The 25,042-nt window shown below is 70.5% G+C and carries 24 protein-coding genes; 22 read left to right on the top strand and 2 right to left on the bottom strand.

Annotation, left to right across the window (positions count from 1 at the left end; translation table 11 throughout):
- Positions 1-40: 40 nt before the first annotated feature.
- Together ACFYPR_RS13760 and ACFYPR_RS13755 are read right to left on the bottom strand one after the other, a co-directional pair.
- Complete coding sequence (locus ACFYPR_RS13760) at positions 41-1,003, bottom strand: hypothetical protein (protein WP_354853858.1); 963 nt, start codon at positions 1,001-1,003, stop codon at positions 41-43.
- Positions 1,003-1,992: a hypothetical protein gene (locus tag ACFYPR_RS13755; protein ID WP_387260191.1), complete on the bottom strand. Its 990-nt coding sequence runs from the start codon at positions 1,990-1,992 to the stop codon at positions 1,003-1,005. The genes ACFYPR_RS13760 and ACFYPR_RS13755 overlap by 1 nt, the downstream gene beginning before the upstream one ends.
- A gap of 370 nt (positions 1,993-2,362) precedes the next feature.
- Between ACFYPR_RS13755 and paaA the strand changes: the two genes are divergently transcribed.
- From paaA to nuoL, 22 genes are all read left to right on the top strand, one after another.
- Complete coding sequence (gene paaA / locus ACFYPR_RS13750) at positions 2,363-3,442, top strand: 1,2-phenylacetyl-CoA epoxidase subunit PaaA (RefSeq protein ID WP_387260188.1); 1,080 nt, start codon at positions 2,363-2,365, stop codon at positions 3,440-3,442.
- A complete protein-coding gene (gene paaB, locus ACFYPR_RS13745; RefSeq protein WP_266248073.1) occupies positions 3,439-3,726 on the top strand; it encodes a 1,2-phenylacetyl-CoA epoxidase subunit PaaB in 288 nt (95 codons plus the stop codon). Before paaA ends, paaB begins: the two co-directional genes overlap by 4 nt.
- The gene (gene paaC, locus ACFYPR_RS13740) at positions 3,723-4,448 is read left to right on the top strand and encodes a 1,2-phenylacetyl-CoA epoxidase subunit PaaC (protein ID WP_387260185.1); all 726 of its coding nucleotides are present in this window, start codon (positions 3,723-3,725) and stop codon (positions 4,446-4,448) included. The genes paaB and paaC overlap by 4 nt, the downstream gene beginning before the upstream one ends.
- Complete coding sequence (paaD, locus tag ACFYPR_RS13735; protein ID WP_355065333.1) at positions 4,445-4,921, top strand: 1,2-phenylacetyl-CoA epoxidase subunit PaaD; 477 nt, start codon at positions 4,445-4,447, stop codon at positions 4,919-4,921. The genes paaC and paaD overlap by 4 nt, the downstream gene beginning before the upstream one ends.
- On the top strand, positions 4,918-6,027 hold the full coding sequence (paaE, locus tag ACFYPR_RS13730) for a 1,2-phenylacetyl-CoA epoxidase subunit PaaE (protein WP_355065335.1): 1,110 nt from the start codon (positions 4,918-4,920) through the stop codon (positions 6,025-6,027). The genes paaD and paaE overlap by 4 nt, the downstream gene beginning before the upstream one ends.
- A gap of 191 nt (positions 6,028-6,218) precedes the next feature.
- Complete coding sequence (mqnC, locus tag ACFYPR_RS13725) at positions 6,219-7,409, top strand: cyclic dehypoxanthinyl futalosine synthase (RefSeq protein WP_354853876.1); 1,191 nt, start codon at positions 6,219-6,221, stop codon at positions 7,407-7,409.
- A gap of 440 nt (positions 7,410-7,849) precedes the next feature.
- Positions 7,850-9,082: an LPXTG cell wall anchor domain-containing protein gene (locus ACFYPR_RS13720; protein WP_387260180.1), complete on the top strand. Its 1,233-nt coding sequence runs from the start codon at positions 7,850-7,852 to the stop codon at positions 9,080-9,082.
- Positions 9,083-9,277: 195 nt separating this feature from the next.
- Positions 9,278-9,988 carry a demethylmenaquinone methyltransferase gene (locus ACFYPR_RS13715; protein ID WP_354853882.1) on the top strand — a complete coding sequence of 237 codons (711 nt, stop codon included), beginning with the start codon at positions 9,278-9,280 and terminating at the stop codon, positions 9,986-9,988.
- A gap of 93 nt (positions 9,989-10,081) precedes the next feature.
- Positions 10,082-10,306, top strand: a complete 225-nt coding sequence (locus ACFYPR_RS13710; RefSeq protein WP_354853885.1) for a hypothetical protein — start codon at positions 10,082-10,084, stop codon at positions 10,304-10,306.
- A 139-nt stretch (positions 10,307-10,445) separates the two neighbouring features.
- Positions 10,446-11,723: a geranylgeranyl reductase family protein gene (locus ACFYPR_RS13705; RefSeq protein WP_355065341.1), complete on the top strand. Its 1,278-nt coding sequence runs from the start codon at positions 10,446-10,448 to the stop codon at positions 11,721-11,723.
- A 134-nt stretch (positions 11,724-11,857) separates the two neighbouring features.
- Positions 11,858-12,223, top strand: coding sequence for an NADH-quinone oxidoreductase subunit A (locus ACFYPR_RS13700; RefSeq protein ID WP_007454588.1), 366 nt, complete (start codon positions 11,858-11,860; stop codon positions 12,221-12,223).
- Between the two features lie 14 nt (positions 12,224-12,237).
- Positions 12,238-12,915, top strand: a complete 678-nt coding sequence (locus ACFYPR_RS13695) for an NADH-quinone oxidoreductase subunit B family protein (protein WP_354853890.1) — start codon at positions 12,238-12,240, stop codon at positions 12,913-12,915.
- Positions 12,912-13,649 carry an NADH-quinone oxidoreductase subunit C gene (locus tag ACFYPR_RS13690; RefSeq protein WP_355065343.1) on the top strand — a complete coding sequence of 246 codons (738 nt, stop codon included), beginning with the start codon at positions 12,912-12,914 and terminating at the stop codon, positions 13,647-13,649. Before ACFYPR_RS13695 ends, ACFYPR_RS13690 begins: the two co-directional genes overlap by 4 nt.
- Positions 13,646-14,971 carry an NADH-quinone oxidoreductase subunit D gene (locus ACFYPR_RS13685; RefSeq protein WP_354853895.1) on the top strand — a complete coding sequence of 442 codons (1,326 nt, stop codon included), beginning with the start codon at positions 13,646-13,648 and terminating at the stop codon, positions 14,969-14,971. The genes ACFYPR_RS13690 and ACFYPR_RS13685 overlap by 4 nt, the downstream gene beginning before the upstream one ends.
- Complete coding sequence (gene nuoE / locus ACFYPR_RS13680) at positions 14,968-16,197, top strand: NADH-quinone oxidoreductase subunit NuoE (RefSeq protein WP_387260176.1); 1,230 nt, start codon at positions 14,968-14,970, stop codon at positions 16,195-16,197. The genes ACFYPR_RS13685 and nuoE overlap by 4 nt, the downstream gene beginning before the upstream one ends.
- Entirely contained in the window at positions 16,194-17,510 is a 1,317-nt protein-coding gene (gene nuoF, locus ACFYPR_RS13675; RefSeq protein WP_344360932.1) for an NADH-quinone oxidoreductase subunit NuoF, read from the top strand. The genes nuoE and nuoF overlap by 4 nt, the downstream gene beginning before the upstream one ends.
- A complete protein-coding gene (locus tag ACFYPR_RS13670; RefSeq protein WP_363938050.1) occupies positions 17,510-20,017 on the top strand; it encodes an NADH-quinone oxidoreductase subunit G in 2,508 nt (835 codons plus the stop codon). The genes nuoF and ACFYPR_RS13670 overlap by 1 nt, the downstream gene beginning before the upstream one ends.
- Entirely contained in the window at positions 20,014-21,366 is a 1,353-nt protein-coding gene (gene nuoH / locus ACFYPR_RS13665; RefSeq protein WP_354862054.1) for an NADH-quinone oxidoreductase subunit NuoH, read from the top strand. The genes ACFYPR_RS13670 and nuoH overlap by 4 nt, the downstream gene beginning before the upstream one ends.
- Before the next feature lies 1 nt (position 21,367).
- Positions 21,368-22,009, top strand: coding sequence for an NADH-quinone oxidoreductase subunit NuoI (gene nuoI / locus ACFYPR_RS13660; protein ID WP_354862052.1), 642 nt, complete (start codon positions 21,368-21,370; stop codon positions 22,007-22,009).
- Positions 22,006-22,776 (top strand): NADH-quinone oxidoreductase subunit J, encoded by a 771-nt coding sequence (locus ACFYPR_RS13655; RefSeq protein ID WP_354862050.1) that lies wholly within the window; start codon positions 22,006-22,008, stop codon positions 22,774-22,776. The genes nuoI and ACFYPR_RS13655 overlap by 4 nt, the downstream gene beginning before the upstream one ends.
- The gene (gene nuoK, locus ACFYPR_RS13650; RefSeq protein ID WP_007454601.1) at positions 22,773-23,072 is read left to right on the top strand and encodes an NADH-quinone oxidoreductase subunit NuoK; all 300 of its coding nucleotides are present in this window, start codon (positions 22,773-22,775) and stop codon (positions 23,070-23,072) included. The genes ACFYPR_RS13655 and nuoK overlap by 4 nt, the downstream gene beginning before the upstream one ends.
- A gap of 11 nt (positions 23,073-23,083) precedes the next feature.
- Positions 23,084-25,009, top strand: a complete 1,926-nt coding sequence (gene nuoL, locus ACFYPR_RS13645; RefSeq protein ID WP_387260173.1) for an NADH-quinone oxidoreductase subunit L — start codon at positions 23,084-23,086, stop codon at positions 25,007-25,009.
- Positions 25,010-25,042: the final 33 nt, after the last annotated feature.

The following is a 25,042-nucleotide window of genomic DNA, read 5'->3' as shown; positions in this document are numbered from 1 at the left end:
AGCGCCCGAGGCGCGCCGACCAACAGCGGTCGGCGCGTGATCAGGTGCCGGGGCGCAGCAGTGCCTCGGTGATCTTCTCGCAGTTCTTCATGCCGTAGTCGTAGCCCATGCCGATCGGGTACTTGACCATCACGCCCATCGTCCAGGTGTCCCCGATGGCCAGGCAGTTGATGTGCATCTCCTGCTCCGCGGTCCGGTCGATCCACCCGTTCTTGATGGCGATCTGCTTCTGCTCGGCGGCCGGGAACGCCTTGCGGATGCCGAAGTCACCGGCGCCGCGGACGAGCTTCATCTCGTTGAGCAGCCACTTGGTCCACTTCGGCCCGGCGGCGGTGCCGGTGGCGATGCAGTTGCCCAGGCGGGCGGTGTCGCGGGGGGAGAGGGCCGTGCGGGACCACCCCTTGTCGGGGGCGACGCTGCTGTCGGTCAGCTTGCACATGGAAATCAGTCGTTTGATCGAGGCGTCCCGGCCGACCGAGTTGTAGAACTGCTCGGCCCGCGTGTTGTCGCTGTCCCGGATGATCCGGGTGGCGTCGGCGAGCTTCGCGTCGCTCGGCGTCTGGCCGGCGTCGGCGGCGCGACGCAGGTAGTCGGCGACGATCCAGGATTTGATCATCGAGGCGGTGGTGCTGGTCTCGCCCATGTTCTTCGAACCGATGATCTTTCCGGTCCGGCGGTCGAGCACGCTCCAGGAGTACCAGCCCTGAATGTCGAGGTTGAGGTCCTTGGCCTGGAACGGCAGCGGCGCCAACGAGGGGCTCGGGCTCGGCGACGGTGGGGACGGCTGACGGGCACTGCGGTCGGTGGCCGCTCCGGTGGACCGGTCGCTGGTCGTCGCCTCGGAGTCACCCCACTTGGCGGCCGCGGACGACTCGAACGGCGACCCGGGCAGGAGCCGTAGCGACACCAGCACCAGCCCGATGAGGATGACCGCGACAGCGATCAGGCGCAGCGGCGAGGTCTCGCCCGCACCGCGCCGGTCGGCCCGCCGGTTGCCGGCCATCAGAGCTTTCCGACCGGCTGCTGCGGCACCTTGAGCGCGGCGCCCGGCTGCGGGGTGACCAGTTGGGTGGCCACGCTGGCGCAGACCTGCGCGCCGTAGTCCAGACCGTTCTTGATCGGGTAACGCAGCATCACCGCGAGACTCCACTTCCCGTTGACGGCGAGGCAGTTGACGTGCCAGTTGCCGTCGTAGTTGATCGCGGTCCACCCGTTCTTGATGCTGACCGGCCCCTGCGCGGTGATCGACTTGGGCAGACCGTTGATGATCCCCCAGCGGCCACCGCCGGACTTGAGCTTCTGGTCCTTGGCTGCGGTGGTGCCCTTGACTTGGCTCATCTCGCTGAGCACCCACTTCGTCCACTTGGGGCCGGCGGCCTTGCCGTCGGCGATGCAGTCACCGAGCCGGACGGCGTCCCGCGGGGACATGCGGGTGAAGCTCCACCAACCCTCGTACTTCGGGACGTTGCCGCGCTTGGTGTCGGTCAGACCGCAGATGCTGATCGCGCGCTTGACGACCGGCCCGGGTTGCCCGCCGGGCGGCACGGCGTACGAGCCGCCGGCGGCCTTGTAGACCGCGTTGGCCGCGTCGTCGTCGCTGTTGCGGATGGCGAGGCTGGCCGCCTTCTTCAGGTTCGCCGGCAGTTCCCGGTCCTTGAGCTGCCGCAGATAGTCCGAGACGATCCACGCCTTGAGCATCGATTCGGTGGAGCTGGTCGAGGCCATGTTCGACGAGCCGGAGATCTTGCCGGTCTGCCGGTCCATCAACGCCCACGAGAAAAACTCGCCCTTGAAGCTCACCGACACCCGGCCGGCGGCCAGCGTGGGCGGTGGCGGCGGAGTGGGCGCGGGCGCGGCGACGCTGGCGCCGCCACCGCCGCCTCCACCACCGCTGTCGTCGGTGGAGAGTCGGGCGTACGCGGTGGGGACCAGCAGGACGCCACCGAGAAGAACCGCCACGATGGCGAACACCATGGTCACGCGAGATCGCATGAGTTGGGTGAGCTCCAGATGTCAGGGCCGGGGGACCGGCTTCGTTGTCCGGGGCGACCGGTGCGTGCGCCAAGGCCGGGGGCGGTGGCCTCTGTGGAGACGGCGTGGGGGCAGCCGATCGTGTGACCGGCAGAAGTCTACGTCCGGACGGGCCGGGCACCAGGGTCCGACACCAGGCAACGTGCGACATCGGTGGAAAATCACGCTGGTCTGCGGCTTCTGGGGGGTTTCATCTTCTTCCCGTGACCCAAGTCATAGGAGGCTGAGTCACGATCCGTAGCCAGGAACTGCCCATCGGTGACGGAACGTCATTCGGGTTTCCTGTTACACCCCCTGGTGCATCAAGGCGCAAGCTGTAACACTTGTCCACATGTATGGCAACGACTTCTCCGCCCCTGGCGACGCACCGGACGACGCGCCCGGCGCGGGCCTGCTCGGCGAGGTCGAGGCCGCCGAGGCGGAGCTGCGTGCCGCCGCCGCGCGCGAGCGCCGCGGCGGTCCCGTACCGGACGAGGACCTGGCCGCGTACTTCACCGAGGTGGTCGACGCGGAGCAGAAGATCGAGCCGCGCGACTGGATGCCCGAGGCGTACCGCCGGACGTTGATCCGGCAGATCGCCCAGCACGCCCACTCCGAGATCATCGGCATGCAGCCGGAGGGCAACTGGATCAGTCGGGCGCCCTCGCTCAAGCGCAAGGCGATCCTGCTGGCCAAGGTCCAGGACGAGGCGGGCCACGGTCTCTACCTCTACGCGGCCGCCGAGACCCTCGGCATCAGTCGCGACGAACTGGTCCAGCTGCTGCTCGACGGTAAGCAGAAGTACAGCTCGATCTTCAACTACCCCACGTTGACCTGGGCGGACGTGGGCGCGATCGGCTGGCTGGTGGACGGCGCGGCGATCGTCAACCAGGTGCCGCTGTGCCGGTGCTCCTACGGCCCGTACGCGCGGGCGATGATCCGGGTCTGCAAGGAGGAGTCGTTCCACCAGCGCCAGGGCTACGAGATCCTGCACACCCTGGCGCACGGCACCCCGGCACAGAAGGCCATGGCCCAGGACGCGGTGGACCGCTGGTGGTACCCGTCGCTGGCCATGTTCGGCCCGCCGGACGGCGACTCCACCCACTCCGCCCAGTCGATGGCCTGGAAGATCAAGCGCTTCTCCAACGACGACCTGCGCCAACGCTTCGTCGACATGTGCGTCCAGCAGGCGGAGATCCTCGGGCTGCGCATTCCCGATGACGACCTGCGCTGGAACGAGGAACGGCAGGCGTACGACTACAGCCAGCCCGACTACGACGAGCTGATGCAGGTCATCAAGGGCAACGGGCCGTGCAACCGGGAGCGGATGGCGCACCGCCGGGCCGCCCACGCCGACGGCGCATGGGTACGCGAGGCCGCCGCGGCGTACGCCGCCAAGCGAGCGGACAAGAGGGAGAAGGTGGCCGCGTGAGCAACGAGCACTCGCCTCTGTGGGAGGTCTTCGTGCGGGCGCGGCGCGGGCTGTCGCACACCCACGTCGGCAGCCTGCACGCCCCGGACGCCGAGCTGGCCCTGCGCAACGCCCGCGACCTCTACACCCGCCGGCAGGAGGGCGTGTCGATCTGGGTGGTGCCGGCGGGCGCGATCACCGCGTCCAGCCCGGACGAGAAGGACGCCTTCTTCGACCCGGCCGCCGACAAGGTCTACCGCCATCCCACCTTCTACGAGGTGCCGGACGGGGTGGCACACCTGTGAGCGGGCCGTTCGGCTTCGCCCTCGCCCTCGGCGACGACGCGCTGGTCGCCGCGCAGCGGCTGGCCGAGTGGACGACCCGCGCGCCGGAGATGGAAGAGGACATCGCGCTCGCCAACATCGCCCTCGACCAGCTCGGCGCGGCCCGGCTGCTGCTGTCGTACGCGGGTGAGCTGGAGGCGGCAGGTCGGGACGAGGACGCGCTGGCGTATCTGCGTGACGACCGCGAGTTCCGCAACGTGCTGCTGGTCGAGCTGCCCAACGGCGACTTCGCGGTGACCATGGCGAAGCTGTTCTTCCTGGCGGCGTACCAGTTGCCGCTCTACACCGCGCTCGCGTCCTGCCCGGACGAGCGGCTGGCCGCCATCGGCGCGAAGGCGCGCAAGGAGTCGGCGTACCACCTGGACCACGGCGCGCTGTGGGTCAGGCGGCTCGGCGACGGCACCGAGGAGTCGCACCGCCGGATGCAGGAGGCCGTCGACCACGTCTGGTCGTACACCCACGAGCTGTTCGCCGCGGACCCGGCAGCGCCGGTCGACCCGGCGGGCCTGCGGGCGGCGTTCGACGAGACCGTCGGCCCGGTGCTGGCCGAGGCGACGCTCACCCGCCCGGAGCGCGGCTGGGCTCCGACGGGCGGGCGGGCCGGCGTGCACACCGAGCACCTGTCCTACCTGCTGGCCGAGATGCAGGTGCTGCACCGCGCCCACCCCGGGGCGCAGTGGTGACCGACGCGCGAACGGCGGCGGCGAGCGTGGTGGACCCGGAGATCCGGGTGATCACCATCGACGAGCTGGGGATCCTGCGCGCGGTCGAGGAGGACCGGGCCAGTGGCCGGGTCACCGTCACCATCACCCCGACCTACACGGGCTGCCCCGCCATGGACGTGATCCGGGCCGACGTCCGGCGCGCGCTGGCCGCGGCCGGTTATCCGGACGCCGAGGTGCGGACGGTCTACAGCCCAGCGTGGAGCACCGACTGGATCTCCGATGTCGGGCGGGCCAAGCTGGCCGCCGCCGGGATCGCCCCGCCGTCGCCGGCGCCCGCCCCCGGCGTGGTGGCGCTGACCCTCGCGGTCCGCTGCCCGCTCTGCGGCTCGCCGGAGACCGAGCAGGTCAGCCGGTTCGGCTCGACCGCGTGCAAGGCGTTGTGGCGCTGCCGTTCCTGCTCCGAACCCTTCGACCACCTGAAGGCGCTGTGACAGTCACCATCTCCCGGCCGGTCCGCCGCCGGCCGGCCTTCCACCCGCTGCCGGTCGCCGCCGTCGACCGGCTCACCGACGACTCGGTCGCGGTCACCTTCGCCGTACCCGAGGATTTGCGGGAGGCGTTCGCGTTCCGCGCCGGTCAGCACCTCACCGTGCGGCGGGTGACCGACGACGGCGACGACGTGCGCCGGTCGTACTCCATCTGCTCCACCCCTGACGATCTGGCCCGGCACGGCCGGCTGCGGATCGGGGTGCGGGAGATCCCCGGCGGCGCGTTCTCGGCGTTCGCCTGCGGCGCGCTGCGCCGCGGCGACACCGTCGAGGTGATGACGCCGCTGGGCACCTTCACCACAGCGTTCGCGGCGGACCGGGTGCGGCACTACGGCGCGGTCGTCGCCGGCTCCGGCATCACCCCGGTGCTCGCGCTCGTCGGGACGGCCCTGGCCGTCGAGCCGGCCAGCACCTTCACCCTGGTGTACGGCAACCGCACGGCCAACCGGGTCATGTTCGCCGAGGAGCTGGCCGACCTGAAGGACCGCTACCCCACCCGGCTGCACCTGGTGCACGTGCTGTCCCGGGAGCAGGGTGAGTCGCCGCTGCTCTCCGGGCGGATCGACGCCGAACGGCTGGAGCGCCTGCTGGGCACCATCGTGCCGGGCGACGTCATCGAGGAGTGGTTCCTCTGCGGCCCGTACGGCATGGTGGTCGACGCCCGGGACGTGCTGACCGCGCGCGGGCTGCCGGAGTCGGCGGTGCACACCGAGCTGTTCCACGTCGACGCGCCACCGGAGCCGGTGGCCCGCCCCGTCGACCAGCCGGGCACCGGTTCGGACGTCACCATCGTGCTGGACGGTCGGTCGTCGAGCTTCACGATGGGCCGCGAGGAGCGGGTGCTGGACGCCGCGCTCAAGGTGCGCGGCGAGCTGCCGTACGCCTGCAAGGGCGGCGTCTGCTCGACCTGCAAGGCGAAGGTCGTCGACGGGGCGGTCACGATGGCCCGCAACTACGCCCTGGAGCCCGACGAGCTGGCCGCCGGCTACGTGCTGACCTGCCAGTCCAGCCCGACCACCGACAGGCTCACGGTCGACTACGACGCCTGACGGCCGACCCGCGGACCGTGTGGCGTGCCGGACGGTCCACGGTCGATACCGAGCCTGTCGAGCTGCCCCAAAGATGGGGCAGTCAGGACGGCCGCACGGTGGGCTGGCCCCCGGCCCGGGGGGTGCGCAGCGCATCACAGCCGTCAGCACCCGTCCGGGAGAGGGCGCGGGGCGGGCGTAGGCTCGGAGGCGTGACGGTGAGCCGGGAGATCGACGACATCCTGCAGCGTGGCGCGGACGGCGGGCGGATCACGCCCGAGGAGGCTCTGCTGCTCTACACCGAGGCGCCCTTCCACGCCCTGGGCGAGGCGGCGGACGCGGTGCGCCGGCGGCGCTACCCGGACAACATCGTCACCTACCTGATCGATCGCAACATCAACTACACGAACGTCTGTGTGACGGCGTGCAAGTTCTGCGCGTTCTACCGGGCGCCGAAGCACTCCGAGGGGTGGACCCACCCGACGGAGGAGATCCTGCGTCGCTGCGGCGAGGCGGTCGAGCTGGGCGCGACCCAGGTGATGCTCCAGGGCGGCCACCACCCGGACTACGGCGTCGAGTACTACGAGGAGCTGTTCTCCTCGGTCAAGCAGGCGTACCCGCAGCTGGCCATCCACTCGATCGGGCCGAGCGAGATCCTGCACATGGCCAAGGTCTCCGGCGTGAGCCTGGACGAGGCCATCGCCCGGATCAAGGCCGCCGGCCTGGACTCGATCGCCGGCGCCGGTGCGGAGATGCTGCCCGAGCGCCCGCGCAGGGCCATCGCCCCGCTCAAGGAGTCGGGTGAGCGCTGGCTGGAGGTCATGGAGCTGGCCCACCGGCAGGGCGTCGAGTCGACCGCGACCATGATGATGGGCACCGGTGAGACGCACGCCGAGCGGATCGAGCACCTGCGGATGATCCGCGATGTGCAGGACCGCACCCGTGGGTTCCGGTCGTTCATCCCGTGGACGTACCAGCCGGAGAACAACCACCTCAAGGGTCGCACCCAGGCGACCACGCTGGAGTACCTGCGCCTGGTCGCGGTGGCCCGGCTCTTCTTCGAGACCGTGCCGCACCTGCAGGCGTCCTGGCTGACCACCGGCAAGGACGTCGGGCAGTTGTCGCTGCACATGGGCGTGGACGACCTCGGCTCGATCATGTTGGAGGAGAACGTCATCTCCTCGGCCGGCGCCCGGCACCGCTCCAACCTGCACGAGCTGATCGGCATGATCCGCTCCGCCGACCGGATCCCGGCCCAGCGGGACACCCTCTACAACCGTTTGGCGGTGCACCACACGCCGGCCGACGACCCGACCGACGAGCGGGTGGTCTCGCACTTCTCCTCGATCGCGCTGCCCGGCGGCGGCGCGGGGCGCTCGCTGCCGCTGGTCGAGGTCAACTGAGGTCGATCCCGCCCCGACCGTTCGGCTGACCGGGGATCATGCTCCCGCCCGGCAACGGCGGCGGTACGGGTGGTCCCCGCCGTCGCACCGTCAGGCTGCCCGCCACGGGGGTGGTGGAGATGATCGGCGGCCGCTACCGTCCCGCCTCGTATCCGTCGTCACCGCGGGTGGCACGGATCGCTGGAATCGGCCCGACCGCCCGGGTGACGGTGATCTGATGGGCTGGTCAGGGAGTGTCCTCCATCGGCCCATGAGGGTCGTTCATATAACGCACGGCGGTACGGGCGGGATGGGTGACCATTCCGCCCGTACCGTGTGCCGGGTCCAGTCCGGACGGTTGAAATTCGTCCGCCACGCTGGCGGGGGAGATCGACCTCCGATAACGTCCGCTCGGTCCCACAACCATTCATTCTCTTCTTCCCTACACCCCCGGGGGACTGATGACAGCCTTCCACCGCTCGACGCTGGCTCGTGTCGGCGTCGTGGCACTGCTCGCTGCCGGTGGCCTGGCCACCGTTGCCGCCCCGGCGCAGGCCGCCGACCAGGCTGACCTGGCCCTGGTGCCCCTCAGCTACGAGTTGGCCCAGGGCGTCAAGGCGGCCAAGGCGAAGCCGTTCAAGTTTCAGGTCGACAACACCCGCAGCACTGTCGACGCCAAGGACGTCCGGGTCACCGTGGAGACGAAGGGCCTGAAGAACCGCAAGGTCGGCGTCATCGCGCCGGCCGGCTGCGACCTCAGGGGCACCACGATCGACTGCCCGCTCGGCGACCTGGCGGCCGGCACCACCGAGGACTTCGGCATCCCGGTGTTCTCCACCGGCGGTCGCGGTGACGCCGGCACGATGGTCGTCACCATCAGCGCGGCCAACGCCAAGCCCGTCACCGTCGAGCACGACATCACCGTCGCCAAGGCGGGCTACGACCTGACCTCCTGGGTGCAGGACGTCTACGCCGACGTGACAGTCGACGGCGACGAGGCCGGCGAGTCCGGCCTCAAGCCGGTCAAGCGGGGCGAGACCGCGCCGCTGGACTGGGCGGTCTACAACGGCGGCAGCAAGAAGGCGACGGGCGTGGCGTACGGGATCACCCTCCCGGCCGGCGTCACCTTCGCCGAACTGCCGGAGAGCTGCGTCGAGCAGCCGCTGGGTGGCTTCGCGAACGCGTACTGCGAGGACAGCGGCGTGGTGCTGAAGCCGGGGCAGTTCTACACCGCCGACGTGCGGGTGAAGGTCGGCGCGGACGTGACCGAGGCGCTGCTGCGGCCCGGCTTCCTCTGGGCCGAAGGCCTGAAGGCCGCTGAGGGCGCCCCGGAGGAGGCGCCGCAGGTGGCCTCCAGCGCGCAGCGGCGGGCGTTCACCGAGACCGACGAGGTGGACAACACCGCGCAGTTCGACGTCTTCGTCGACCTGAGCGCGCAGCCGACCCCGACGCCGACGGCCACCCCGACGGCGACTCCGACGCCGGGCGGCACGACGACGCCGGGCACGACCACGTCGCCGACCACCGGGGGCGGTGGTTCCGGTGGCGGTGGGCTGCCGGTGACCGGTGTGCAGGCCGGCCTGATCGGCGGCATCGGCGGTCTGATCCTGCTCGCGGGTGGGGCGCTGCTGGTGCTCTCCCGCCGGCGCAAGGTCGTCCTGGTCGCCCCGGGCGACGAGACCTCGACCGACTGACGTCGGCACGATCTGAGAGATAGGCACGATCTGACGTAGGCACGACGCGAGGGCGGGGTGGGCGACCACCCCGCCCTTTCGCATGCCGGGCCGCGCGGCCGTCCGCCACCGCCGGCCGCGTCGACGCTCCCGGTTGCCATGGGGTACGCGGACCCAGCGGTCGAGGGCTTGAGCGTGGCTGGCAGAGTGGAGCGGGTGAGCCGTACACCGCAGGGCCAGCGCGCCAGCCTGGACAAGCAACCGCACGAGGTCGCCGCGATGTTCGACGGCGTGGCCGAGCGCTACGACCTGACCAACACGGTGCTCTCCTTCGGTCAGGACCGCTCCTGGCGGCGGGCCACCCGGGCGGCGCTCGGGCTGCGGCCGGGCGAGCGGGTGCTGGATGTGGGCGCGGGCACCGGCGTGTCGACGCGCGAGCTGGCCCAGTCCGGGGCGTACGCGGTCGGGGTCGACCTGTCGCTGGGCATGCTGTACGCGGGCAAGCGGGTCCGTCCCGAGGTGCCGCTGCTGGCCGGGGACGCGCTGCGACTGCCGTTCGCCGACGCGAGCTTCGACGCGGTGACCATCTCCTTCGCGCTGCGCAACGTCAACGACACCGACGCGGCCCTGCGCGAGCTGGCCCGGGTCACCCGGCCGGGTGGACGGCTGGTGGTGTGCGAGTTCAGCACCCCGGTCAACCCGGCCTTCCGGACGGTCTACCTGTCGTACCTGATGCGGTCGTTGCCGGTGGTCGCCCGCGCGGTGTCGAGCAATCCCGAGGCGTACGTCTACCTGGCGGAGTCGGTCCGGGCCTGGCCGGACCAGGCCGCGCTGGCCGGGCGGGTCGCCGCGGCCGGGTGGGGTCGAGTGGCGTGGCGCAACCTGACCGGCGGCGTGGTCGCGCTGCACCGGGGGATCCGCGAGTAGCGCGGAGACTCGGAGACGCGGACACGCCGCGACGCCGCGACGCGTTTCAGGAATATCCGACTTTAGTCCACTTTGCCCCGTACGCTCGTCCGCATGACCGGAGCAGACCGGGCGGACCCGGTGGCCGCCACCGACGACGACGCGGCCGAACTCATCGCGCAGCTGCGCGCGTTGGCCGGCGCGGATCCGGCGGACGTCCGGCAGGTGGTCGCCGAGGTGCTGGCCGCGCTGGACCGGGCGGCCGGTGGCGCGCTGCGGGAGCATCTGCCGGAGGCGATCCGGGTCGACGCGGGCCTGGACGCCTCCCGATCGGCCTGACACTCGCCTGCTGTGGACGGTCGCCGGCTGTCACATCGGCGAGTTAGGTACCCCTGATCCTGCGCAGGTATGACGCCGGTCATACACTCGTCCCGTCTGGCTTGTGAAGCATTTCACGAGCGTGCGGGAGGAGGCGCGAATGACCGCGGTGGAACACGACGCCGACGTCATCGTCGTTGGCGCCGGTCCCGGTGGATCGGCTACTGCGTACCACCTGGCCCGGCACGGCGTACGGGTGTTGGTGTTGGAGAAGACCGAGTTCCCTCGGGAGAAGGTCTGCGGCGACGGGCTGACCCCGCGCGCGGTGCGCCAGCTCATCCGGATGGGCGTGGACACTTCGCCCGAGGCCGGCTGGCTGCACAACCGCGGCCTGCGGGTGATCGGCGGCGGCGTACGCCTGGAACTGGACTGGCCCGAGCTGGCCAGCTTCCCCAACTACGGCCTGGTCCGCACCCGACTGGACTTCGACGATCTGCTCGCCCAGCGGGCGGTCGCGGCCGGCGCCAAACTGCGGACCAACGTCAACGTGCTGGGCCCGGTGCTCGACGGCGACGGCCGGGTGACCGGCGTCGAGGCGGAGGTGGGGCCCGGCAAGGAGCCCGCCACCTTCCACGCCCCGCTGGTCGTGGCGGCCGACGGGGTCTCCGGTCGGTTCCCGCTCGCGCTCGGGCTGGCCAAGCGGGAGGACCGGCCGATCGGCGTGGCCGTCCGCCGCTACTACCACTCCCCGGTCAAGCACGACGACGACTACCTGGAGTCGTGGCTGGAGCTGCGCAGCAAGGACAGCGGCGACAACCTGCTGCCCGGGTACGGCTGGATCTTCGGGCTCGGTGACGGGCGGGTCAACGTCGGCCTCGGCGTGCTCAACTCGTCGTCCGCGTTCGGCAAGACCAACTACCGCCGGCTGCTCACCGACTGGCTGGCCAACACGCCCGCCGACTGGGGCATGACCGACGAGGCCAACGCCGACGGTCCGATCCTCGGCGCCGCGCTGCCGATGGGCTTCAACCGGGTGCCGCACTACACCCGCGGGGTTCTGCTCGTCGGCGACTCCGGCGGGATGGTCAACCCGTTCAACGGCGAGGGCATCGCGTACGCCATGGAGTCCGGCGAGCTGGCCGCGGAGGTGGCGGTGCAGGCCCTCGCGCGTCCCGCCGGGCCGGAGCGCGAGCGGGCCCTGATGGCGTACCCGAACGAGCTGAAGGCCCGGCTCGGTGGCTACTACCGGCTGGGCGGCATCTTCGTGAAGCTGATCGGCCGTCCGGAGATCATGCGGATCGCCACCAAGCACGGCATGCCCCACCCGACGCTGATGCGTTTCGTTCTCAAGTTGTTGGCCAATCTGACCGATCCCCGAGGCGGGGACGCGATGGACCGGGTCATCAACGCAATGACGAAAGTCGCGCCAGCCGTCTAGAGCGACGGCATCGGTGCTGGTCACAGCCCCGACGCCGACAAAGATCGACCCCCGCCGGCAGCCACCGCGAGGGACGTGAATAGTGTGATTTTCGTCAAGCACCGAGGGCAGGGAAGGACGAGCAGGAGAAAACGATGTCGCTCTCGCCTTACGCACCGATCATCGGGCTGTTCGCCCTCGCCGCGGCGTTCTCGCTGTTCTCTGTCGGCGCCGCCCGCTTCGCTGGTCCCCGTCGATACAACAAGGCCAAACTCGAGGCTTACGAGTGCGGCATCGAGCCCAGCCCTCAGCCGGTCGGCGGCGGGCGGTTCCCGATCAAGTTCTACCTGACGGCGATGCTCTTCATCGTCTTCGACATCGAGATCATCTTCCTCTACCCCTGGGCGGTCTCGTTCGACGCTCTGCCGATCTTCGGCTTCGTGGAGATGGTCCTGTTCATCGTCGCGGTCTTCGTCGCGTACGCCTATGTGTGGCGGCGCGGCGGCCTGGACTGGGACTGAGGAAGGAACGTCAGATGGGCATCGAGGAGAAGCTCCCCGCCGGCGTCCTGCTCACCTCGGTGGAGAAGCTGGTCAACTGGTCCCGGAAGTCGTCCGTGTGGGGCGCCACCTTCGGCCTGGCCTGCTGCGCCATCGAGATGATGGCCGCCGGTGGTCCGCACTACGACATGGGCCGCTGGGGCATGGAGGTCTTCCGGGCCTCGCCCCGGCAGGCCGACCTGATGATCGTGGCCGGCCGGGTGAGCCAGAAGATGGCACCGGTGCTGCGCCAGATCTACGACCAGATGGCCGAGCCCCGCTGGGTGCTCTCCATGGGCGTCTGCGCCAGCAGCGGCGGCATGTTCAACAACTACGCGATCGTGCAGGGCGTCGACCACGTCGTGCCGGTCGACATGTACCTGCCCGGCTGCCCGCCCCGGCCGGAGATGCTCATCGACGCGATCCTCAAGCTCCGCGAGAAGATCATGTATGAGCCGCTGGGCCCGAACGGTCGCAAGATGCTGGCGGCCCGCCAGGAGCGCGGCGACGTTCCGGTCGTGCCGTACGGCTCCATGCCGTCCTCGTACCGCAACGACAAGGCCCGGCGTGCCGAGTGGACCCAGGCGGTCCGCGAGGGGCGCGAGGAGCAGTTGCGGATCGAGAACTGGATGAACGCCCAGAACCACCTCCACGCGCACAGGGGCCCGAAGTGACCGCACCGAACGACAGGAACAACGACGGGGGTGTGCCGGTGCCGGTCACCCCGGCCGGCGCCAGCGGCACCGCCCCGGCCGAGTACCCGCCGTCCAGCCCGGCGGGGCGCGGCATGTTCGGCAACCAGGGCACCGGCGACGTGTCCGGCTACGGCGGCCTGGTCCGCCAGCGCCAGCCCATCGAGGAGGCGCCCCGGCCGTACGGGGGCTACTTCGACGAGGTTCGCGACGCCCTCGAAGAGGCGTACCCGGCCTTCGGCGACGCGATCGAGAAGGTGGTCGTCGACCGGGGTGAGTTGACCCTGCACGTCCGCCCGGAGCGGATCGCCGAGGTCTGCCAGGTGCTGCGCGACGACCTGGCGCTGCGCTTCGAGCTGTGCTCCTCGGTGTCCGGGGTGGACTACCTCGGCGCCGACGAGCGCCGGCTGCACGTGGTCTACCTGCTCACCTCGATGACCTACCGGCGTCGGATCCGGCTGGAGGCCGCGGTCTCCGTCGAGTCGCCGCACCTGCCCAGCGTCACCGCCATCTACCCGACGGCGGACTGGCAGGAGCGGGAGGCGTACGACATGTTCGGCATCGTCTTCGACGGCCACCCCAACCTGACCCGGATCCTCATGCCGGACGACTGGGAGGGCCACCCGCAGCGCAAGGACTACCCGCTCGGTGGCGTGCCGGTCGAGTACAAGGGCGCCGAGATCCCGCCGCCGGACCGCAGGAGGTCGTACCAGTGACCACGTCGAACTACGCGACCGAACGCGAGACCACCGAGGGCAGGGTCTTCACCGTCACCGGTGGGGACTGGGACACGGTCGTCTCGGGCACCGACCCGATCAACGACGAGCGGATCGTGGTCAACATGGGTCCGCAGCACCCGTCCACGCACGGGGTGCTGCGGCTGATCCTGGAGCTGGAGGGCGAGACGGTCCGCGAGGCCCGCTCGGTCGTCGGCTACCTGCACACCGGCATCGAGAAGAACCTCGAGTACCGCAACTGGGTCCAGGGTTCGACGTTCGTGACCCGGATGGACTACCTCGCCCCGATCTTCAACGAGACGGCGTACGCCCTCGCGGTCGAGAAGCTGCTCGGCATCACCGACGATGTCACCGAGCGCGCCACCACCATCCGCGTGCTGATGATGGAGCTCAACCGGATCTCGTCGCACCTGGTCTGGCTGGCCACCACCGGCATGGAGCTGGGCGCGATCTCGATCATGCTGTACGGCTTCCGCGAGCGGGAGTACATCCTCGACATCTTCGAGACCATCACCGGCCTGCGGATGAACCACGCGTACGTCCGGCCGGGTGGTGTCGCGCAGGACGTGCCGGACGAGGCGATCGTCAAGATCCGCGAGTTCCTGAAGATGATGCCGAAGAAGCTCAAGGAGTACGAGGATCTGCTCTCCGGTCAGCCGATCTGGATCGAACGGACGAAGAACGTCGCGGTGCTGGACGTGACCGGCTGCGTGGCGCTCGGCATCACCGGTCCGGTGCTGCGCTCGGCCGGGCTCGCCTGGGACCTGCGCAAGACCATGCCGTACTGCGGCTACGAGACGTACGAGTTCGACGTGCCGACCCACCCCGACGGCGACGTGTGGGGCCGCTACCAGGTGCGGCTCGCCGAGATCCGCGAGTCGATGAAGCTGGTCGAGCAGGCGTTGGACCGGCTGCGGCCGGGCCCGGTGATGGTCGCCGACCGCAAGATCGCGTGGCCCGCGCAGCTCGCCATCGGCGTCGACGGCATGGGCAACTCGCTGGAGCACGTCGCGAAGATCATGGGTCAGTCGATGGAGTCGCTGATTCACCACTTCAAGCTGGTGACCGAGGGCTTCCGGGTCCCGCCCGGCCAGGTGTACGTCGGCATCGAGTCGCCGCGCGGCGAGTTGGGCGTACACGCGGTCTCCGACGGCGGCACCCGGCCGTACCGGGTGCACTACCGGGAGCCGAGCTTCGTCAACCTCCAGGCCCTCCCGGCGATGGCCGAGGGTGGCCTCATCGCCGACGTGATCGCCGGCGGCGCCTCGCTGGACCCCGTGATGGGTGGTTGTGACCGATGAGCGTTGTTTTTACTGAGCAGACCCGCGAGCGGGCACGCGAGATCATCGCCCGTTACCCGGCGGACCGGTCCCGCTCGGCGCTGCTGCCGCTGCTGCACCTGGTCCAGGCGGAGGAGGGGTACGTCTCCCCGGCCGGGGTCACGTTCTGCGCCGAGGTGCTCGGGCTGAACAAGGCCCAGGTCGGCGCGGTGGCCACCTTCTACACGATGTACAAGCGCAAGCCCACCGGTGACTTCCTGGTCAGCGTCTGCACCAACACGATGTGCAACGTGCTGGGCGGCCAGGAGGTCTACGACACCCTCGTCGAGCACCTGGGTGTCGGGCACGACGAGACGACCGCGGACGGCACGATCACGCTGGAGCACGCCGAGTGCCTGGCGGCCTGCGACTACGGCCCGGTGATGACCGTCAACTACGACTTCTTCGACCGGGTGGATCCGTCCACGGCGGTCGGCGTGGTCGACGAGCTGCGCGCCGGTGGCCGACCGATGCCGACGCGCGGCGCGCGGCTCTGCACGCTCAAGGAGATGGCGGTGCAGCTCGCCGGTTTCGCCGACGAGCGCGACGGCGCGGTCGCCGACGGCGGGCCGGGCGAGCCGACCCTGCGCGGTCTGCGGCTGGCGCAGGAGCACAACGTCTCGGTGCCGGGCTTCGACCCGAACACCCCGATCCGCAGCAAGGCCGAGGCCGACAAGGCAGCGGCCAAGGCCAAGGCCGACGCGGACAAGGCGAAGGCCGACGCCGAGGCCGCCAAGCCGGCGCCCGTCGAGGCCACCACGGCCCCGGTCAAGGGTGGCGACGGGGCGTCCGCGCCGACGGGAGCGGCCGGTGCCGCCGAGCCGACGCCCACCGAGACCACCAGGCCGGAGGCGGCGACCGAGACCGCCAGGCCGGAGGCGGCCACCGGCAGCACCGCGCCGGACGTGAAGGCGCCTGACGACAAGTCGCCGCAGGTGCGTACCGCCGAGACCCGGCAGCCCGACGCGCAGACCGCGGTGCCGGACGCGCCCGGCACGAAGGCGCCGGCGGAGACGTCGCCGCCGGCCCCGCACGACGCGCAGGCGGCCCAGGCCGCCGGCACGGCGGCCAACCCGCCGGCCGGCGACGGCAAGCCCGCCGGCGACGACGCCGGGGCGCAGGAGCGCAACCTCACCGAAGCGAAGGCCGGAACGGACGCCGACGGCGCCGAATCGGCCGACGCGAGCGAAACGGGGGCCCAGAAGTGACCACTCCCCGCCCGGAGACGCTGGCCAAGCTGACGCCGGTGCTGACCAAGCGCTGGCTGTCGCCGGACGCCTGGCGGATCGGCACGTACGAGCAGCTCGACGGCTACGCCGCGCTGCGCAAGGCGCTCAAGGCCCACCCGGACGACCTGATCCAGCTGATCAAGGACTCCGGGCTGCGCGGTCGGGGTGGCGCCGGCTTCCCCACCGGCCTCAAGTGGGGCTTCATCCCGCAGGGCGACGGCAAGCCGCACTACCTGGTGGTCAACGCCGACGAGGGCGAGCCGGGCACCTGCAAGGACCTGCCGCTGATGACCCACGACCCGCACGCGTTGGTCGAGGGCGTGATCATCGCGTCGTACGCGATCCGGGCCAGCCGCGCGTACATCTACATCCGGGGCGAGGCGGTACACGCCGCGCGCCGGCTGCGCAACGCGGTCCAGGAGGCGTACGACAAGGGCTACCTCGGCCGCAACATCCTGCGCAGTGGCTACGACCTGGAGCTGGTGGTGCACTCCGGCGCGGGGGCGTACATCTGCGGCGAGGAGACGGCGCTGCTGGACTCGCTGGAGGGGTTCCGGGGTCAGCCCCGGCTGCGCCCGCCGTTCCCGGCCACCCACGGCCTGTACGCGAGCCCGACGGTGGTGAACAACGTTGGCACCATCGCCAGCGTGCCGCCGATCGTGCTCGGTGGGGCCGACTGGTGGAAGACCATGGGCACCGAGAAGTCCTCCGGGCCGATGATCTACTCGCTCTCCGGCCGCATCAACAACCCCGGCCAGTACGAGTGCTCGATGGGCGTCACGCTGCGCGAACTGCTGGAGCTGGCCGGTGGCATGCAGCCGGGCCACAACCTGAAGTTCTGGACCCCGGGCGGATCGTCCACCCCGCTGCTCGCCGCCGAGCACCTGGACGTGCCACTGGACTTCGAGGGGGTGGCGGCGGCCGGCTCGATCCTCGGCACCACGGCCACCCAGATCTTCTCCGACCAGGACTGCCCGGTCTACGCGACGTACCGGTGGCTGGAGTTCTACCACCACGAGTCGTGCGGCAAGTGCACCCCGTGCCGCGAGGGCAACTACTGGATGGTCCGGGTCTACCGGCGGATCCTCTCGGGTCAGGGCACCCACGAGGACCTGGACACCCTGCTGGACACCTGCGACAACATCCTCGGCCGCTCGTTCTGCGGCCTCGGTGACGGCGCGACCAGCTCGGTGACCTCGTCGCTGAAGTACTTCAAGCAGGACTACCTCGACTACATCGAGGGACGTACCGCACCCAAGCTGTCGGAGAAGACCCTGGTAGGGGCGCACTGATGACCGACGTAGCCAAGCAGACCGAAACCGTCACCCTCACCATCGACGGCGTCGAGGTCACCGCCCCGAAGGGGACGCTGCTGATCCGGGTCGCCGAGCAGATGGGCACCGAGATCCCCCGGTTCTGCGACCACCCGCTGCTGGCCCCGGCCGGCGCGTGCCGCCAGTGCCTGGTCGAGGTGGAGGGGCAGCGCAAGCCGGTCGCCTCCTGCACCCAGACCGTCGCCGACGGCATGGTGGTCCGCACCCAGCTCACCTCGCCTGTCGCTCAGAAGGCGCAGGAGGGGGTGATGGAGCTGCTGCTGCTCAACCACCCTCTGGACTGCCCCATGTGTGACAAGGGCGGCGAGTGCCCCCTGCAGAACCAGGCGATGTCCACCGGCCGCACCGATTCGCGCTTCCACGAGCACAAGCGGGAGTACGAGAAGCCGATGGCGATCAGCAGCCAGGTGCTGCTGGACCGCGAGCGCTGCGTGCTCTGCCAGCGGTGCACCCGTTTCTCTGAGGAGATCGCCGGCGACAAGTTCATCGACCTGATGGGCCGGTCGTCCGCCGAGGAGATCAACATCTACCGGGACGACGCGTACGGCGAGCAGGGCGACGCCGGAGACGTGCCGTTCAACTCCTACTTCTCCGGCAACACCGTGCAGATCTGCCCGGTGGGCGCCCTGACCGGCGCCCAGTACCGGTTCCGGGCCCGCCCGTTCGACCTGGTGTCCAGCCCGAGCGTCTGCGAGCACTGCTCGGCCGGCTGCGGGCAGCGCACCGACTGGCGGCGCGGCAAGGTGCTGCGCCGGCTCGCCGGTGACGAGCCGGCGGTGAACGAGGAGTGGAACTGCGACAAGGGCCGCTGGGGTTTCCAGTACACCCGGGCCGCCGACCGCCTGACCAACCCGCTGGTCCGCGACGAGCACACCGGTGAGCTGCGGGAGGCGTCCTGGAGTGAGGCGCTGACCAGGGCCGCCGAGGGGCTGCACGCGGCCCGCGAGAGCGGCCAGGGCACGGCGGTGCTCACCGGCGGTCGGCTGACCGTCGAGGACGCCTACGCGTACGCCAAGTTCGCCCGGGTCGCGCTGAACACCAACGACATCGACTTCCGGGCCCGCCCGGTCTCCCGCGAGGAGGCCGACTTTCTGGCCAGCTCGGTCGCCGGGGTCACCGACGTCACCTACACCGACGTGGAGAACGCGCCGGCGGTGGTGCTGGTCGGCCTGGAGCCGGAGGAGGAGTGCCCGATCCTCTTCCTGCGGCTGCGCAAGGCGTACCTCAAGAAGACCCTGACGGTGTACGCGCTGGCGCCGTTCGCCACCCGCGGCCTGGAGAAGCTCGGTGCCAAGCTGGCCCGGGTCGTGCCGGGCGAGGAGGCCAGCGTGCTCGCCGAGCACGCCACGGTCACCGAGGCGCTCAGCGCCCCGGGCGCGATCCTCATCGTCGGTGAGCGGCTGGCCAGCGTGCCGGGTGGGCTCTCCGCCGCGGCGGACGTGGCTCGCCGTACCGGCGCGAAGCTGGCCTGGGTGCCGCGGCGTGCGGGTGACCGCGGCGCGGTCGACGCCGGCTGCCTGCCCAACCTGCTCCCCGGTGGCCGGCTGGTCACCGAGCCGGCCGCGCGGGCCGAGCTGGGCGAGGCGTGGGACATCCCGGCCGGGGTGATCCCGAGCCAGGCCGGTCGGGACACCGACGGCATCCTGGCGGCGGCCGCCAACGGGCAGCTCGGTGCGCTGGTGGTCGGCGGTGTCGACCCGGCCGACCTGGCCGACCCGCGGCTGGCCGAGACCGCTCTGGACGCGGTGCCTTTCCTGGTCAGCCTGGAACTGCGCGCGAGCGCGGTGACCCGGCGGGCCGACGTGGTGCTGCCGGTGGCCCCGGTGGTCGAGAAGGCTGGCAGCTTCCTGGACTGGGAGGGTCGCCTGCGTCCGTTCGAGGCGGTGCTGAACACCGCCGCGATGACCGACGGCCGGGTGCTCGACGCGCTGGCCGCGCTGCTCGACGTGCGGCTCGGCACCGCCGACGTGCCGAGTGTGCGTCGGGAGCTGGGCTCGCTGCCGGCCACGCGCACGTCCCGGCCGTCCGCGCCGTCGGTGTCGCCGGGGACGGTGCCGCACCCGCGTGCCGGGGAGGCCGTGCTGGCGACCTGGCACCAGCTGGTCGACCTCGGCACCCTGACCGACGGCGACGAGCACCTCGCCGGCACCGCCCGCCCGCCGGTCGTCCGGCTGGGCAAGGGCACCGCCGAGGCACTCGGTGTGGCCGACGGGGACGCGGTCACTGTGGGCACCGACCGCGGGGCGCTGACCCTGCCGGCGGAGCTGACCGAGATGCCGGACGGCGTCGTCTGGCTGCCGACCAACTCACCCGGTTCGACCGTGCGGCGCAGCCTCGGGGCGACGTCCGGCGCGGTCGTCCGGATCTCCGTTCCCGCACCGAGCGCGACCGTTCCGGCCGGGCGGGTCGCGGCGGACGAGGCCGGTCTTCCGGGTCCGCTCCTCAACACTGGGGGTAACCAGTGACTCCGTCACTCCTGGCCCAGGACCCGACGCTGGCCGACTTCGGTCGGGATCCGTGGTGGCTGGTCCTTGGCAAGATCGTCTTCGCGTTCGCCTTCGGTCTGCTGGCCACCCTGCTCGGTGTCTGGTTCGAGCGGCGCGTGGTGGGCTACATGCAGGTGCGGCCCGGCCCCAACCAGGTCGGCCCGTTCGGCCTGCTGCAGACCCTCGCCGACGGCCTCAAGATGGCCTTCAAGGAGGACATCCTGCCGAAGGCGGCCGACAAGGTCGTCTACTTCTTCGCCCCGACGATCTCGGTGATCTGCGCGGTCACCGCGCTGTCGGTGGTGCCGTTCGGCCCGATGGTGAGCATCGCCGGGCACCACACGCCGTTGCAGGTCACCGACGTGCCGGTGGCGGTGCTGCTGCTGCTGGCCTGCTCCTCGATGGGCGTCTACGGCATCGTGCTGGGCGGGTGGGCCTCCGGCTCGACGTACCCGCTGCTCGGCGGCCTGCGGTCGAGCGCCCAGATGATCTCCTACGAGGTCGCCATGGGGCTCTCCATCGTGGCCGTCTTCATGACCGCCGGCACGATGAGCACCAGCGGGATCGTCGCCGCGCAGGGCGACGCCACCCGGCTGACCCTCTTCGGCACCGAGATCCCGGCCCCGGGCTGGTACGCGATCCTGCTGCTGCCCAGCTTCGTCATCTTCTTCATCGCCACCGTCGGCGAGACCAACCGGGCGCCGTTCGACCTGCCCGAGGCCGAGTCCGAGCTGGTCGCCGGCTTCATGACGGAGTACAGCTCGCTGAAGTTCGCGCTCTTCATGCTCAGCGAGTACGTCGCGATGGTGACCATGTCCGCGGTCACCACCACGCTGTTCCTCGGCGGCTGGCGGGCACCGTGGCCGATCACGCTCTGGGAGGGCGCCAACTCCGGTTGGTGGCCGATGCTCTGGTTCTTCGGCAAGGTGATCGCGCTGGTCTTCGTCTTCGTGTGGCTGCGTGGCACGCTGCCCCGGCTGCGCTACGACCAGTTCATGCGCTTCGGCTGGAAGGTGCTGCTGCCGATCAACCTGGTCTGGATCCTGGTCCTGTCGGGCCTGCGCTCCATCGAGGACTGGGACTCGCGCGGCAAGCTGATCGCGGTCGGCATCCCGGCCGGCGTGCTGTTGCTCGCCACCCTGTTCTGGCCGAATCGTCGCCCGCAGCCCAAGCCGACCGCGCAGGAGCAGGTGGACAGCCGGCCGTACGGGAGCTTCCCGCTGCCACCGATGGATCTACAGGTACCACCGAGCCCGCGTATCACGCGCGTGGTCGCCGAGCGGGAGCCGGCCAACATCGTCGCCGGCTCGGACTCCAGGGAGGTGTGACGTGGGCGCGATCACCGGAACGTTCAAGGGATTCGGTGTCACCTTCTCGCACATGTTCAGGAAGGTCGTCACGACCGACTATCCGTTCAAGCCGCCGGTGTCGGCGCCGCGCTACCACGGGCGGCACATCCTCAACCGGCATCCGGATGGCCTGGAGAAGTGCATCGGCTGCGAGCTGTGCGCCTGGGCCTGCCCGGCGGACGCGATCTACGTCGAGGGCGGCGACAACACCGACGAGCAGCGCTTCTCGCCCGGTGAGCGGTACGCCAGCACCTACCAGATCAACTACGCGCGGTGCATCTTCTGCGGGCTCTGCATCGAGGCCTGCCCGACCCGTTCGCTCACCATGAGCAACGAGTACGAGCTGGCCCGGGACAACCGGCAGGACCTAATCTTCACGAAGGAGCAGCTGCTCGCTCCGCTGCTCGAGGGCATGGAGCAGCCGCCGCACCCGATGCGCCTGGGTGACAGCGAGAAGGACTACTACGTCGGCGCGCTGGACAACCCGGGCACGTCCGCCGGTGCCGAGACGTCCCCCATGAGCCCCGGCCGCTACCAGGTCGAGGAGCACCCCGGCGTGACGTTCCCGGGCGCCGAGCAGGCCGCCCAGCGCGCGGCGGCCGGCAAGGGAGAGGGAGCATGACCACGTCTACGGTGCTGGCCGCGGCGGGCGGGGTGTCCGGCGGCGAGGAGGTCACCTTCTGGATCCTCGCGCCGCTCGCGCTCATCGGCGCGATCGGGATGGTGGCGGCCCGCAACGCGGTGCACTCGGCGCTCTGGCTGGTGCTCACGATGCTCTGCCTGGGCGTGTTCTACGTACTCCAGGCCGGGCCGTTCATCGGCATGGTGCAGATCATCGTCTACACCGGCGCGATCATGATGCTCTTCCTGTTCGTGCTGATGCTGGTCGGCCGGGACGCCTCCGACTCGTTGATCGAGACGCTGCGCGGTCAGCGCGTCGCCGCGATCCTGCTGGGGCTCGGCTTCGCCGGCCTGGTCGGCACCGCCGTCTACAACGCCATGGACAAGACCACGGCGGTCGGCCTGGACCAGGCCAACGCCGAAGGCAACGTGCAGGGCATCGCCCGGCTGCTGTTCACCAAGTACGTCTTCGCGTTCGAGCTGACCTCGGCGCTGCTGATCACCGCGGCGGTCGGCGCCATGGTGCTCGCGCACGTCGAGCGGCGCAAGCAGGACAAGGTCGACCAGCCGTCGACGATGCGGGCGCGCTTCGCGCCGGGCAACTACCCCGGCCCCAAGCCGGGCCCCGGCGTCTTCGCCACCTCCTCCTCGGTGGCCACCCCGGCGCGGCTGCCGGACGGGCGGCTCACCGAGCGGAGCACGCCGGACATCCTGCCGGTCCGCGAGCTGACCGCGCAGGAGACCACGCTGAAGGGGACCGACCAGTGACGCCCAATCATTACCTCGTGCTGGCGGCGGTGCTGTTCACCATCGGCGCGTCCGGGGTGCTCATCCGGCGCAACGCGATCGTGCTGTTCATGTGTGTCGAGCTGATGCTCAACGCGGCCAACCTGACGCTGGTCACCTTCAGCCGGATCAACGGTGACCTCAACGGCCAGATCATGGCGTTCTTCGTGATGGTGGTGGCCGCGGCCGAGGTCGTCGTCGGCCTCGCGATCATCATGTCCATCTTCCGGACCCGGCGCTCGGCGAGTGTCGACGACGCCAACCTGCTCAAGTACTAAGGGGCAAGCGAGTGGAAGAGACTGTGCAGTACGCAGAGGCCACGGGCTTGCTCGGCAGCGTCTGGCTGCTGGTGGCGATCCCGCTGGTCAGCGCGGCCATCCTGCTGCTGCTCGGCCGGCGGGCCGACCGCTGGGGGCACTGGTTGGGCGTCGCGGCCATCGGCGCCGCGTTCGTGCTCGGGCTGGCGTCCTTCTTCCAGCTACGCGGCCTGGAGAACAAGTCGGCCGAGCTGAGCCTCTGGGACTTCATCGCGGTCGGTGATCTGCGGGTCGACTTCGGCCTGCTGTTCGACCCGCTGGCCGCGGTCTTCGTCCTGCTGATCACCGGCGTCGGGTTCCTGATCCACCTGTACGCCGTCGAGTACATGGCGCACGACGCGGGTCGCCGCCGGTTCTTCGCGTACTTCAACCTGTTCGTCGCGGCCATGCTGCTGCTGGTGCTCGGCAACAACTACGTGATGCTGTACTTCGGCTGGGAGGGCGTCGGTCTGGCGTCGTACCTGCTGATCTCCTTCTGGTACGGGCGGCCGAGCGCCGCCACGGCCGGCAAGAAGGCGTTCCTGATGAACCGGGTCGGCGACACCGGCCTCGCCATCGGCATCTTCATCATGTTCGCGACCCTGGGCACCACCCAGTACGACGAGGTGTTCAACGGCGTCGGCGCGTTGACCGGCACCACAGTGCTGGTGCTCGGCCTGCTGCTGCTGCTCGGTGCGGCCGGCAAGTCCGGCCAGTTCCCGCTGCAGGCGTGGCTGCCGGACGCGATGGAGGGCCCCACCCCGGTGTCGGCGCTCATCCACGCCGCCACCATGGTCACCGCCGGTGTCTACCTGATCGCCCGGTCCAACCCGATCTTCTCCGCCAACTCGACGCTCCAGCTCGTGGTGGTCAGCGTCGGCGCGCTCACCCTGCTGATGGGCTGCATCATCGGCGCGGCGAAGGACGACATCAAGCGGGTGCTGGCCTGGTCGACGGTCAGCCAGATCGGCTACATGTTCCTCGGCGTCGGCCTGGGCGGTGGCGCGTACGCGCTGGCCATCGTGCACCTGCTGGCGCACGGCTTCTTCAAGGCCAACATGTTCCTGGGCGCCGGCTCGGTCATGCACGGCATGAAGGACCAGGTGGACATCCGCCGCTTCGGTGGGCTGTCGACGTACATGAAGGTCACCTGGTTGACGTTCATGATGGGCTGGCTGGCCATCATCGGAATGTTCCCGTTCTCCGGCTTCTTCTCGAAGGAGCCGATCATCGTGGCCGCCTTCGAGCGGGAGGACTGGACCGCCTGGCTCTTCGGCGGTGCGGCGCTGCTCGGCGCCGGACTGACCGCGTTCTACATGACCCGACTGTTCGTGCTCACCTTCCACGGCCCGAAGCGGTGGACCGAGGACATCGAGCACCCGCACGAGTCGCCGAGGCTGATGACCATCCCGCTGATCCTGCTGGCGGTCGGGTCGGTCGGCGCCGGTTTCCTGCTCTCCACGTCCGTTCCGGACTGGCTGACGGCGACCGCCGGGCTGGGCGGCGAGCACGCGGAGCACGAGCCGGTGCTCTCGCACCTCGTGATCACCACGCTGTCGCTGCTGGTCACCGTGCTCGGCGCCGGGCTGGCCTGGTTCCTGTTCCGGGCCGGTACGGCCACCGCGCCGCAGCCGGCCGGGGTGCTGGTCACCGCCGCCCGGCGCAACCTCTACACCGACGCGGTCAACGAGGCGGTCTTCGAGAAGCCGGGCATCTTCCTCACCCGGGCGCTGGTCTTCCTCGACAACCGGGGCATCGACGGGCTGGTCAACGGGCTCGCCGCCGGCGTCGGCGGCGGTTCCGGCCGGCTCCGGCGGCTGCAGACCGGTTTCGTCCGCTCGTACGCCACCTCGATCCTGGCCGGTGCGCTGCTGGTGATGGCGGCGTTCCTGGCGGTGCAGGCGGGGTGGTTGGCGTGATCGACCTGAATACGCCCGCCCCCGCCGGCGGAC

It is taken from the genome of Micromonospora sp. NPDC005254, from assembly GCF_042872525.1.
Classification (GTDB): Bacteria; Actinomycetota; Actinomycetes; order Mycobacteriales; family Micromonosporaceae; genus Micromonospora.
Note: the sequence above shows the minus strand (reverse complement) of the source record. Positions and strands in the feature narration are given on the sequence as shown.